11 protein-coding genes are annotated in these 13560 nt (G+C 35.5%); 9 read left to right on the top strand and 2 right to left on the bottom strand.

What is annotated here, in order from left to right:
• Positions 1-191 precede the first annotated feature (191 nt).
• Both HWV00_RS10450 and HWV00_RS10445 read left to right on the top strand, forming a co-directional pair.
• On the top strand, positions 192-1436 hold the full coding sequence (locus HWV00_RS10450) for a L,D-transpeptidase family protein (RefSeq protein ID WP_255554478.1): 1245 nt from the start codon (positions 192-194) through the stop codon (positions 1434-1436).
• A 70-nt stretch (positions 1437-1506) separates the two neighbouring features.
• Positions 1507-2055, top strand: coding sequence for a DUF882 domain-containing protein (locus HWV00_RS10445; RefSeq protein ID WP_211680950.1), 549 nt, complete (start codon positions 1507-1509; stop codon positions 2053-2055).
• Positions 2056-2104: 49 nt separating this feature from the next.
• On the opposite strand, the gene HWV00_RS10440 is transcribed toward HWV00_RS10445, so the two are convergent.
• Positions 2105-3202: a right-handed parallel beta-helix repeat-containing protein gene (locus tag HWV00_RS10440; RefSeq protein WP_211680948.1), complete on the bottom strand. Its 1098-nt coding sequence runs from the start codon at positions 3200-3202 to the stop codon at positions 2105-2107.
• Positions 3203-3384: 182 nt separating this feature from the next.
• Between HWV00_RS10440 and HWV00_RS10435 the strand changes: the two genes are divergently transcribed.
• Positions 3385-4623, top strand: a complete 1239-nt coding sequence (locus tag HWV00_RS10435; RefSeq protein WP_211680946.1) for an O-antigen ligase — start codon at positions 3385-3387, stop codon at positions 4621-4623.
• 58 nt (positions 4624-4681) lie between these two features.
• Positions 4682-6115: an oligosaccharide flippase family protein gene (locus HWV00_RS10430; protein WP_211680944.1), complete on the top strand. Its 1434-nt coding sequence runs from the start codon at positions 4682-4684 to the stop codon at positions 6113-6115.
• Positions 6116-6129: 14 nt separating this feature from the next.
• On the opposite strand, the gene HWV00_RS10425 is transcribed toward HWV00_RS10430, so the two are convergent.
• Positions 6130-7146: an acyltransferase gene (locus HWV00_RS10425; RefSeq protein WP_211680942.1), complete on the bottom strand. Its 1017-nt coding sequence runs from the start codon at positions 7144-7146 to the stop codon at positions 6130-6132.
• Between the two features lie 325 nt (positions 7147-7471).
• On the opposite strand from HWV00_RS10425, the gene HWV00_RS10420 reads away from it, so the two are divergent.
• The 5 genes from HWV00_RS10420 (at position 7472) to HWV00_RS10400 (ending at position 13530) form a co-directional block, all read left to right on the top strand.
• Positions 7472-8866 (top strand): undecaprenyl-phosphate glucose phosphotransferase, encoded by a 1395-nt coding sequence (locus HWV00_RS10420; RefSeq protein ID WP_211680940.1) that lies wholly within the window; start codon positions 7472-7474, stop codon positions 8864-8866.
• Between the two features lie 17 nt (positions 8867-8883).
• Positions 8884-10116, top strand: coding sequence for an outer membrane beta-barrel protein (locus tag HWV00_RS10415; RefSeq protein WP_255554474.1), 1233 nt, complete (start codon positions 8884-8886; stop codon positions 10114-10116).
• 7 nt (positions 10117-10123) lie between these two features.
• Positions 10124-10642: a polysaccharide biosynthesis/export family protein gene (locus HWV00_RS10410; protein ID WP_211680938.1), complete on the top strand. Its 519-nt coding sequence runs from the start codon at positions 10124-10126 to the stop codon at positions 10640-10642.
• On the top strand, positions 10642-12939 hold the full coding sequence (locus HWV00_RS10405) for a polysaccharide biosynthesis tyrosine autokinase (RefSeq protein ID WP_211680937.1): 2298 nt from the start codon (positions 10642-10644) through the stop codon (positions 12937-12939). The genes HWV00_RS10410 and HWV00_RS10405 overlap by 1 nt, the downstream gene beginning before the upstream one ends.
• 105 nt (positions 12940-13044) lie before the next feature.
• Positions 13045-13530: a DUF1499 domain-containing protein gene (locus HWV00_RS10400; protein ID WP_211680935.1), complete on the top strand. Its 486-nt coding sequence runs from the start codon at positions 13045-13047 to the stop codon at positions 13528-13530.
• The last annotated feature ends 30 nt before the right edge of the window (positions 13531-13560 follow it).

The following is a 13560-nucleotide window of genomic DNA, read 5'->3' as shown; positions in this document are numbered from 1 at the left end:
TGTTTTGCATATAATCTTCACGTCGATTTAAAAGTGATATGTTAGCCTAAAAATAGGTAAATATGTTGGTCAGTTGATATTTTATTTACCATACTTAATGAATATTCACTGGAGGGATTGCCATGTTTAATAGGTGCCCCCCTGGGGTATTAAAATGTGTAACGCAAAATACGACTGGAAATAATAAACTAATGCCATCATTATTAACGATGGTGTTGTTTTATTGCCACAGCGCTTCTGCTTTACCGTTACATCAAGTTTCAATTGTTGGTTCAACGATTGATGAGTCACAAAGTGCAAGCGAGATCATAGACGATCACTACACGTATGTAAGTCATGATGATTTACAGCCTGATAGTTTACTCCCCACCGAAAATTACAATACGACTGTGCCTATATCCGAAAGTGAGCTGCAATTTTCGAGTCGTGCAAGCTATCTGAATTGGCTCTCATCTCAATATAGTTGGGATGAAATAAAGTTACCTCGATTGTTACATGTCGGTGATCGAAATCCAGTCATTCATGATATCCACTCTCGATTAATATTGCTCGGTGACAGTGATGCCCCAATACAATTGTCTAATGTGTATACGAATGAAATAGCAAGTGCGGTGCGTCGCTTCCAACGCCGTCATGGCTTAACCCCTGATGCTGTTATTGGTGTTGATACATTAAGATGGTTGAATATTAATCCAAATCGCCGATCTGAATTACTTGTCCAAAATATGTCTCAAAAAATGGATTTTATGGCGAATATTGGTGCACGTTATCTGTTGATCAATATTCCTGCATATGAACTATTACTCACTGATCATGGTGAGGTTACACTTCGTTCTCGCGTTATTGTTGGTAAGCCCAAAAAACCAACCCCCATCTTAACGAGTGAAATAAAAAGTATGGTCATCAATCCTAGCTGGCGTGTGCCTCGCAGTATTTTAGAGGATGATTTACTGCCTAAGGTAAAACGTAATGGTGATTTTTTTGAACAGCGAAACTTTAATGTGTTTAATTATAAAAATCAAAAGATTGAAAAGTCACCTGAAGAATGGCAACAACTTGCAAGTGGACAATTTCCCTATCGTCTAGAGCAAATGCCTGGAACGAACAATGCACTTGGCCGATATAAATTCTATTTTCCTAATAACTTTAGTGTCTACTTACACGATACGACGAATCCCAAATTATTTAACAATGCGAATAGAGCATTATCTTCGGGGTGTATCCGAGTCGAAAAAGTAAATGAGTTGGCCAGTTGGATTGCGGATAGCATGGTGGATAATAAAAAGTTATGGTCGAGATTACAGTTTACGCGTAAAACAACGAAATGGTTCCCATTAAATGATGTTTTACCTGTGCATTTGGTCTACTGGACAGCATGGATCGATGATAGTGGATTAAGTCAATTCCGTGATGATATTTACGCTTTGCAGAGATAAAACTTGATTTAATACGTATTGGCATATACATTCTACTGCTTCTGTATGATAAGTGAACAGCGGTGGTATAGTGTCAATAGTATGTCCAACACGTAGAAAAGTGTTATTAGGTCTTGGTGGGTTAGCTGCATGCTCAGTAGCATCAGTGAAAGTTCAAGCAAGTCAAAGTGTGTTAGGCGTAAAGGAGCTCGGCTTTTATAATATTCACACACAAGAGCGTGATCAAGGACGTTTTTGGATTGATGGTTTATATCAAGAGGATACGCTTGATAGTTTTAGTCAGTTATTACGAGATCACCGACAAAATCTATCAGCACCAATGGATAGACGTCTGTACGAGTTACTCTATCAATTAAATAAGACGCTCAACATATCAGAAGAGTTTCATGTTATTTCTGGATATCGTTCCCCTAAAACCAATCAAATGTTAGCAAGTAAGAGTAATGCTGTTGCTACGAAGAGTTATCATATGCGAGGAATGGCTATTGATATCGCGATTCCTGATGTGAAACTTTCTCATTTACGTGAAGCTGCGATCTCACTTAAGCTGGGCGGGGTAGGTTATTATCCAAAATCTGGCTTTATACATGTTGATACTGGGCCTGTTCGAATTTGGTAGAAAGGCGATGTAAGGCATTTCAAATAATAAGGTTGTCTTGATAGCCTTATTATTTAACAGTGATGACTGCTTTTGCCTTATCTTTCGTTCCTCCGGTGCAATTAGCGGAAAATGGAATACCACTACCGATAAGCATATTATGCTCTAATGTGACTTTATTCAGTTTTGGATTTAAGAACGTTGTAAATAGACATATCGCGACCAGATTCTTTGTTTCATCAACAATGACATTGTCTTTAATGATGGTATCACCATGACCAACTGCAATTGCGATAGGGCGATATCCTGAGCGATTTACTATGTTGGTAATGACGTTCTTTTCGACAGTGTAGCCCCCCTGTGGCGCGAAGGATGACTCCGTCGCAATTGTTATTGCTGCGTTGAATTTCAAATTAATATCATTAATTGTATTTTCAAATATTTTAACATTATACGCATTTGCTTTGACGTCAATGGCTTCATTTCTCGTGTGGTGTATGATGTTATTTTCTATCATCACGTCACTCACTGTATATTGTATTTTCAACCTCGATTTGTCTTTAGTATACGAACCATCACCAATATATAAACCTTCACCATAACGAGGATTGAGCATTCCTGTGTTAAATATGATGTTGTCTTTAATGAGGTAGTTGCTACCGCCATGATGGCGAGGTTTAACTGAAATTGCTTGGTTACCGGTATTAAAAACACGATTGGATAGCAGTGATATGTCAGAAGAATCCTGTATTAATATGGCACTTAAACCGCCAGTAACAATTAAACCTTCAACAATAATCCCTCTCGAATTTCTTATTGTGATACCCGTGCCAACATAATGTCTGCTTTTGATGATACTACCAAGATAATGTAGTGGGCGGATTGTTAATGGTTTTGCGCCACTGTCGAAGTTGTCAATTGTGATAGCAGGCTGATATTTATCAGCAAGGCAAATAATATCACCTTCAATATACTTTTTTAACGCGTGTTTAAGCGTGGTAAACGTAGAGTCTAGATGCGATTTATTATTCTTAGATATAATCTTAGTACAGCTACTTATAGGATTTATTGTGCCGGCTATAAGGGATGTGGTGCTAAATGTTGAAATGATGAGTGTAGTAATAATGACTAACAATTTACGTTTATATTTATCATCTTTATTTATCATATCGACGTTGCTCATGAGCAATATAACTAGATTAATGATAGAGCATCTCACTGACATTGGCATATCAATTAATGGCAGAACTGTAGCTGACGTCTAATATCATATTTATAATGAATTAATCGAAATGACGACGAGATATAATTGTTATTTATGGCACTTTATAATCATTTAATTGGATTCATATGAATATTATTATTTGGATTGAAAAATACGGTCTATTCTTCATATTACTGTTTTGTCTTGGCATATTCACACCTGATTTTTCGAATAAAATTAGTATGATGGACCACGAACTTGATGCTGTTACGGACGGTTTGGCTGGCAGTAATATGTTTAAACAATTATTTTGGATATTTTTATTTCTGTTCTTTTCATTCCGATTCTTAGTAAACCAAGGGATAAATAGATTCAAACCTGTAGTGATTAATAAAATGATGATTTTGCTGGTGGTTTGTATCATCGCCTTGTTAAGTGCGAGTTGGTCGAACTATCCTTCAATTGCAATGAAAAGGTCTATATTTCAGGTGTTGTTCTGTATATCTGTATCACTTTCGTTGTGTTTTGCTATCTACCATAAAAGCATTGAGATTAACCTTAAAGCGACGATAGTTATATGCATTGTGATGGTGTTATTCGCCATTATTTCAGGGGCAGGATTTAATGAAAGTTATAATTTAGCGGGTTATTTAAAATCTAAAAATACGATGGGTATTAACCTAGCCGTTCTTATTGTCATCAGTCATATGTGGATTAAATCGTTTGAAATTGAAAGCCAGTCATTAACTTTATCACTGGGTTTTCTATTTGTATTGCTGCTATTAACACAAAGTAAAACAAGTATCGTGCTGTGTATCAGCTATTTTTTAATTATACAGCTTAGTGTGTTTAAAATTAAAACGTTAATGTGTATTTTATCCGTTGCTTTCTTTAGTGTGTTTGTCTTTATACCAGGAATAAGTCATCTCACTAATGATTACCAGCATGTTGCATTATATGTAGATGCTGATTTTTTTACCGGGCGAGGTATTATCTGGGATGCTTTATATTATGATTTGGGTTTTTTTGATAAAATAACATTGGGATATGGTTATGGTAGTTACTTTGAAGTCGGTGTTATACCGTTTGTATTAGATAATAAATACAGTTTTCTTCAATATATATCCTCCGCTCATAATGGTTACTTGCAGTTATTATTACAGTTTGGTTATGTTGGTTCGTTATTTATATTTTTGTTCCTTATTATTTCGATGTGGAACGCTAACAATAAATATTTCTGTGCAGCACTCATTCTTCCTATTTTACAAAATGTCACTGAATCAAGTATATTCAGGGACGCGAACATGGCCTGGTTTTTAATGGTGGCAATTATTATATCATCAGGTGTGTACCTCGTTAGAGAACGTACGCTAGATAAAATATAAACAAGTTATTTTATTAACTATTAAAGTAACTGTCTATTATAAATAGGTCATCGTTATTATGAGTAAAATAGAGAAAGAGTTAAATAAAAGTATTTTTCATAGTTTAATCGGAAAATACTCACTTTATGTTTTACAAATAATATCACTCGCAATTTTAGCTAGGCTATTTACGCCTGCAGATTTTGGTACGTTAGCGGCGCTACAAGTACTTATTCTTTTCTTCCAGTTATTAGCAACATCAGGATTAGGTCCTGCGATTATACATCAAGATGTAATTTCGCCGGAACAGCGTAATGGTATTTTTACCGCCACATTAATTATTGGTATTACGTTATCTTTACTGTTTTCTTATCTCACGCCTTTATTAGCGAGTTGGCTCGATTTAAATAATGTTAACCTATTAACGTATGTGTTGGCGCTTAGCGTATTTTTTTCAGCGATCGCAATGCTACCTCTCGCGTCATTACAAAAAGACACGCAATTTATTGTGATTGGTAAAGCCGAAATATTTGCTGAAATAATAGCATTAATAACGTGCGTCACTTTGTACTTATTTGACTTAGGCGTGATAGCACTAGCAATAAAATTGTTAATTACGCCGATAGCACGCTTTGTTTTTTACTTTTATTATTCCTCTAAAACTGAGATCGGACAGGCTAAAGTAGGTGCTAAAATATCGAGTATATTGCCATTGCTAGCGATTGCTAAGTTCCAACTTGGTTTCAATATACTTAATTTTTTCTCGAGGAATTTAGATACGATATTGGTAGCTAAATATTTTGGCGTTGTGAGTGTTGGCTTTTATGAGAAAATATATCAAATTATGCGTTATCCACTTCAGCTTTTTACCTTTGCAATCACACCGGCCTTACAGCCAGTATTGACTCGATACAAGCATGAACCTGGGGTGATCTTTACGACTTACTATCAGCTTGCCTATAAGTTGGCTGTACTCGGATTATTGACGGCGACGATTATGTTTTGGTATGCGGATGATATTATTTTTATTCTATTTGGGTCACAGTGGCTGCCTGTTAGTAGCTTATTAAAAATACTCGCTATTTCTATTCCTGTTCAAATGGTATTGAGTTCAACGGGTGGCCTATATCAAGCGATGGGAGCCACAAAAGAGATGTTTTATTGTGGTATTTTCTCATCGATAGTGAATGTTTCTGCAATCATATTTGGCATCTATATGGGAGATATGCAGATATTATGTTTTAGTCTTGTTGTTGCTTTTAGTATTAATTATTTTCAATGTTTTTATGTTTTGCACTATTACGTATTTAAAATTAGAAGCATAAAGTCATTTATGGTGTTGTCATGCTTGGTTTTAATTAGCAGTGTAAATATGCTATTTATTTCAGATGAACAGCCACCAACAAGTGCGTTTAACTATATAGATAGTTTTATTAATGTGATTAACCCTGTATTGTTTTTAATGTGTATTTTGGTGTTTGTTTTCATTTTAAATAAAAAGTTTTTAAAGTGAACATTGTTTGCTAATCAACTTCCGATGACGTAACGGCTTTTATTTCCGAGTACTTTAATTATTATGACTGATAACATGGAACTGATAATAACGACTAATGTGTATTTTATTAATGTCGCAGTGACATCACTTAACCCATGATTTAATAAAATACTGTTAATTGATATCTTCGATAGAAGTACTAATACGTATCCATGAATGAAATATAGCGAGAAAGAAATATTAGCAAAGAATGACAATGGTTTTGCGTTGATGTGTTCCAAGTGGGGCAGAGAGGTGATAATAAAGAGCAGTAATGACATTTTTTGTATATACATGACATCTACACCGGAAAAGGTAAACAGGTCTTTATGGCTACTACCGACAATACCCATAATACTTGATTGAAAATAAGCAAGTAATAGTGCTATTAATAAAAACAATAAATTAAATCTACCGATTGTTTTTATTAATTTTTTGTTTACTACAGAATAAATACCAAATAAGTAGAAAGGAATGTAATAAATAAATGAATGGAATGGATTTAACCCCCCGATAGGTCTGTGAGCGAATATCGCTAAGACTGACAGTGCTGACAATATCAGTAATTGTTTTTTGCTATTTAGTTGTGAAAAAATAACAATGATTGGTGCGCTTATAAAAAGTAAAAAAGCAAATGGTATATACCAGTATGCAGTCACATGCCTCCCTGTTAATATATTTAACATGCTGCCTTCTAAAACACCTACGTCACCAAATAAAGGGTGGAAATTACCCGAAATAGCGATGTCAATAATTGCAGGTGTTGAACATATTAAATAAGGAAGAATGACGTATTTAAACTTACGATTTAAATACAAAGGATAATTGAATTTATTTTTTTGTAAATGTTGAAACAAGTAACCACTAATAAATACAAATAATGCGGTTGAACCTGACACTAAATTGGTAAATATGGGGTTGTCACTCTCTATACTACCAACATGAACATGAGCTGAAATAATAATTAATATAGCAAAGCCACGAAAATGATGAAAAGATGTGATGAACATATAGACCCTTTAACTAGCTCTAACATTTTAACATTATAGTTTAAGATTAATAATATTTGGTGTTAATCAATAGTATTTGTTTTTATCAATTGTAACATATTATTTTATATAAACTTCTCACTAAAAACCCCCTGTATTCCGGCCATAAAATAAATCACTGCTATATTTAGTAAGTGTTTTATATTTCACGTTAATAGTAATTATTTATGTGGAGTACTTAATGGATTATCAATGACATATTCATTGGATGAGCAGATTTTATTTAGCTCTGTAGTTCATTTTTTTATAAAATGAGTCTACTTTAAATTTGTTAAGGAATCGTATTTTGAAACCTGTTAATACGTTTAAGGTAAGTTCTTCGGATTATTCTTTTGTCTATCGTTTTTTAGATTTAAGTTGTGTGACATTTTCTTTAATGATTGTTATTCATAGCTATAACCTTAGAATGACACAGGATTATATTATTATTGCACTAACGACCTTGATTGTTATTTTGTATATTGCTGAAGCGTTAAATTTATATCAATCATGGCGAGTAGGACGATTTATTACGGTTCTAATGACAGTTACAGCTGTTTTTATATCGTCATTTTTAGTATTAACCGCGATTGGAATATGGTTAAAGTCATCTTTTGCATTTCCAAGCGATATTTTAAACGTCTGGTTCTTAGCCTCGTTTTTATCTTGTTTTACATGGAGAATCCTTAAGTATCAATGGTCTGTATTACGTTGTAAATTAGGTATTAATCTACAAAAAATGGCCATTTTAGGCGCAACATCAACAGGCGCTAATTTGTATAATGAAATTAGTAGCTGTGATGAGTTAGGGTTTGATTTTGTTGGTTTTTTTGATGACCGTGACGCGGATCGTTTACCTGATAATTTAACTATAACTAGCAATATTTCGGACGCGATCCTTGAAGCTAAAAATGGCGGCATCGATGTATTGTTTATTACATTACCCATATCTGCTGAAAAACGCATTGCTGAGATTATTAATTTATTGTCAGACACCACTGTTGATGTTTATGTCGTGCCTGTATTCATGTTATCAGAGGTAATGCACGGGCGTGTTACTCATGTCGGCAAAATTGATGCGCTGAGTATTTTTGAATCTCCTTATTTAGGCTCTAAAATATGGTTGAAACGATTTGAAGATATTGTTGTAAGCCTTTTAGCAATCACGTTACTTTCTCCTGTTTACATTCTTATTGCTATCATACTTAAGCTTACATCAGCAGGTCCAGTACTGTTTAAGCAAAGTCGTTATGGATTACACGGTGAAAAAATTTCGGTCTTTAAATTTAGAAGTATGACGGTGATGGAATCCGATGGGGAAGTAACGCAGACCACACGAGACGATAAGCGTGTGACCCCCTTTGGTGCATTTTTACGTCGAACCTCTCTTGATGAACTTCCTCAGTTTTTTAATGTATTACTGGGTGATATGTCTGTTGTTGGACCCCGTCCTCATGCTGTATCGCACAACGAAGAATACCGAAAATTGATTCAGTTTTATATGTTACGACATCATGTAAAACCAGGTATAACAGGCTGGGCGCAAGTCAGTGGTTGGAGAGGTGAAACGGATACATTAGATAAAATGCAAAAACGTGTTGAGTTTGATCTTTATTATATTTTGCAATGGTCAATTTGGTTCGACTTGAAAATTCTGATGCTAACCGTAACAACCTGCTTAAAAAGTGAAGATACGTATTAGTAATTGGAGAGGTAGACATGACAGAAAATAGGACTAATAAAGACATGGACCAAACCACTGTTAACGCATTTAATCCGCGTGTTGTTTGGTTTAGCTTAGTGTTAGTGAGTAATAGCGCATTCGCCTTAACGCAAGACGCGTATATTACAGAAAATGGATTATTTGTTAAGCCTTCCTTAGAAGTGGGCGTTGTACATGATGACAACATTCATAATGAAGAAAGCAATACAACGAGCAGTTCGATTATTACCGTGATACCCGCTGTTAACTTTACAAAAGATGATGGAATCAATAGTTATAGCCTTGCTCTTGAAGCTGAAAAAGGAATTTATGAAGCATCATCAAAGGATAGTTATACCGATGGTCTTTTAGGGTTTAAGGTTCATTTAGAGCCAAATGATACCCATCGTTTTGATTTACTATTGAAGGGCCAATGGTTAACTGAGCAGCGAGGTACTGGCATCACAGAGCAAAACTTTGAATTGACTGATGAGCCTATCACATACAACAAAAATACATTTTCTGTAGGTTATGAGTATGGTGCGATGCAAACGAAAGGTCGTATTGCTTTTGAACTTGCATTTTATGAAAAAGAATACAGTAATTTCGAAACGATAACACGAAGAAGTAACTATGATTCATTGTCTCTCGGATCTACATTTTTTTATTCAACGAGAGCGCATACCGATGCATTTTTTGAGGTAAGTGCAGAAACGATTGCTTACGATTATAATCAACCTGGTGAGTTTAATCGTGATTCTGACGTTTATAGTGCATTTGTCGGTATGCAATGGAAAGCGTCTTCTATCGTCAGCGGTTTTATTAAACTGGGCGCACAGGCTAAAGAGTTTGATGATGCTCGTCGTGACGACTTTACCGGTTTTAGTTGGAAGGTGGGTGGTGAATGGCGTCCGCTAACATACTCAAAAATGTCATTTTCAACATCGCAAGCAACAAAGGACCCAGATATGGATGGTGACTATATACTTGAAACAAAATATAAAATTAATTTCAAGCATAACTGGACATCGTATTTTTATACCAAGTTAGGGGTTTATAAATATCAAGAAGATTACAGTGGTATAGCCCGTGTTGATGATGTGTATGGTTATAACCTCAAATTTAATTATGACATGACTGAGAATATTGCTATTGCACTGTTTGGGTTATGGGATCGAAATACCTCAACAGATTTAATATATGAATATGATAAAAATGTTGTTGGCGCTAGTTTTACATTAACGCTTTAAGGATTAGATGATGAAAAGTATCATAATTGGTTTGTTATTTGTTTTTGTCCAAGTATCTGCATTTGCGAGTGGCTCTTATTTATTAGGCCCTGGAGATAAAGTTGAAATTAAAGTCTTCGGACAAAAAGATTTGACGGTAGAAACATTACTGAGTAATAGCGGACAAATTAATTACCCTTTCTTTGGTGAGATTAAACTGACTGGTTTAACGGTTAAGCAAGTCGAAAAACTGATATATAGAGGCTTAAAAGGTGATTATCTCGTTAATCCTAATGTTTATGTACATGTTGTCGAGTACCGTCCTTTTTATATCCATGGTGAAGTAAAGCAACCGGGAGGCTACCCTTATCAACCGGGTTTAACGATTAATCAAGCCATTGCGTTAGCTGGCGGGTTAACTGAGCGAGCTTCGAAAGACAAAATCTATCTATTCAAAGAGAAAAAGAAGAATACGAAAATTAACGTAAGCTTAACCTTTAAAGTTAATGCTGGTGATACAATTTTGATTAAGCAAAGGTTTTTCTAATGGATAAACTTGAACAGAATCTCAATAAATCGTCGTTCACTAAAGAGATTGATTTGCCTTCCCCCCATTGGCATGTGATCCAACGGTATAAATGGCGAATTCTTATTGTTGCTGTCATCGTCTCTATGTGTGCAGGGCTGTATTTATCAAAAAAAGCACCGATATACCGAGCGTCGGCAACTTTACTCATTGAAGCCGATCAAGCAAAGGCTGTTGCATTTGACTCCGTACAAGGATCAGATTCAAATAGGAAAGAGTATTATCTTACCCAGTTTGAAATTTTGAAATCCAACTCAATTGCGGAAACTGTATTTGAACGATTAAGCTTACAACAGCAGCCTTCGTTTCAAAAAAGTGAAAGTACACGTGATAAATTGATTAATTATATTTTAGACTCGGTGCCATCACTCAAATCGTTCATTGTTAATAACTTTGATAGTGAATTCACTGAAAATATTGGCGTCGGTTATATTCACGGTATTTCTCAAATAGAAAATGGCAGTGGTGAAGAGCTTGAAAGTCAAAAGGAGAAAACAGCACGATTAAGACAGTTTTCAAAAAACTTAATTGTCACGCCAATCAGAAAAACGCAACTTGTTAAGCTGTCGTTTGATAGTGAAGACCCTGTTCTTTCTGCCATGATCGCGAATGCAGTTGGTGAAGCTTATATCGCGCAAGATCTTGATGTTAAATCATCTATAAACCAAAATGCCGCGCACTGGTTAACGAAAAGGCTCGAAGGCTTACGACAAAGCTTAGATGCTTCAGAAAGTCGATTGCAAGCATACCGGAAAGACGAGAACATCATCGATTTACAAGAGCGTGGTGGTCGAGGGTTAACTGGATTAGTGAGTAATGAACTTGAGCAAACGTCGTTTCAATTAATTGAAGCTAAAAACGAAGTGAATCAATTACGTAGTATTGTCAGGGCAGTTAATGAATTTGGTGTTAAGAATCTAGAAAAATTAGAATCAATACCTGAAATAACATCTCACCCTGTGATTCAAAATATTAAAACACTTAAGGTAAAAGCTAAATTAAAAGTATCAGAACTATCACAAGTATATGGCCGTAAACATCCAGAACTGATCGCTGCGAGGTCGGAGCTATATACGGTGAATAAACACCTTACAACGCAAATTTCTAAACTGGTCACGGGGCTAGATCGCGACCTTAAAACAAAGCAAAACAACGTAACGGAACTAGAGAGAGAATACAAAAATATCCAAATGGAGTTTCAGGATATTCTTGGTAAAGATAACGAATACCAGAAATTAGTGAGAGACGTAGAAACTAATCGTAAACTTTACAATACCTTTTTAGAACGTTCAAAAGAAACGGCGTTAACCAGTGATTTTAATGCTGCAGTTGCCCGTTTTACAGACCGAGCAACAGCGCCCAATAAACCCATTACGATTAGTACTAAAGTTGTTGTTATTGTGGTGTTTGTATTAACCATGATGATGCACATTACTTACTTATTGATAAAAGACTACTTTACCGACAGTTTTAATTCGGTGGGTGATATAGAATCAAAATTAGATTTACCTGTTTTAGGTGTGTTACCTAAGATCGCCAGAAAACGACATCACGATCTCGATCTACATTATTTTTTCAATGAGGAGGGGCGTCAGTTCTCTGAATCAGTGCGAACCTTACGTACCAGCTTTCTGTTAGCACAGGGAACACGGGTTAATCAGATTATTGGCATTATTTCGTCACAACCGAATGAAGGTAAATCAACAACATCGACAAATATTGCCTTTTCTTTAGGTCAGATTGAAAAGACGATACTGATTGATGCTGATATGCGTAAACCGAGTTTAGCGAACAACTTCAATATACCAAAAGAGAAACCTGGTTTAGCGCAAGTCATTACGGGTGAAGCCAATTTAGCTGATTGTATAACGGTCGATAATGAATCCGGTATACATGTGATGGCGTGTGGTCCTACACCTAAAAATGCACAAGAATTGTTATCTTCAAAACGTTTTAAACAGCTATTAGAGAGTTTACGACAGTCATATAACCGCATCATCATTGATACGCCACCGATACAGGCCGTTAGTGATTCATTGATTATTTCGTTACATACCGACGCTATTATTTACGTTATTAAAAGCGAGGCAACGCGTGTTCGGTTGGTCCAAAATGGTATTCGCCGACTGACTAAAGTCGATGCGAATGTCGTTGGTATTGTGATGAACCATGTTAATACAAGCGGTGTCGCAGATTCTGATTATTACTATGGGTATTACAGTGATGATGAATATGCTGAAAAATCAGCGAAGTCATAATATTATAAAGAATATAATAGCAGGTGCTTAGCGTTAGATAAGTACTTGCTGTTTCGCTAATTTATGGTTAAATTACGTCAATAGATACTAGCTTAAAGGATTAAAATGCTTACATCTCGTGTATTTACCCGTTCTACATTCATACTCACTTGTGGCCTAGTGTTAACAGCATGTACAGGTGCTCGTCCTAATAACATAGGTGTTGTTAATTCAAAATTAGCGCCTTGCCCAGATTCGGCCAACTGTGTATCTAGTGATAGTTTAGATGAGCGTCATTATGTACCTGCATTTAAATTAGAAGCGAATTCAGAAGTAGTTTGGGCTGAAATCAAACTGTATTTAGAATCGAAAAGCAACATGGTGATTGTGAGAGAGTTGAAAGACTATCTGTATGTTGAAAGTACGAGTACTTTTATGCGTTTCGTTGATGATTTTGAACTGCACCTGCGTGAACAAAATGGCATTATTGCTGTAAGATCTGCTTCTCGATATGGAAAGTCAGATTTTGGTGTGAATAAAGAACGTGTTGATGATTTATATTTATACTTGAGTGATAAAGGATTAGTGAGTGAAGCCCCAAAGGCTAATTAGATTTAACTCACAGACGTTGCTTTGTCATCT

The organism is Moritella sp. 24, from assembly GCF_018219155.1.
Taxonomy (GTDB): Bacteria; Pseudomonadota; Gammaproteobacteria; order Enterobacterales; family Moritellaceae; genus Moritella.
The sequence above is the reverse complement of the archived record's forward strand: the minus strand, read 5'-3'. Positions and strand labels throughout refer to the sequence as shown.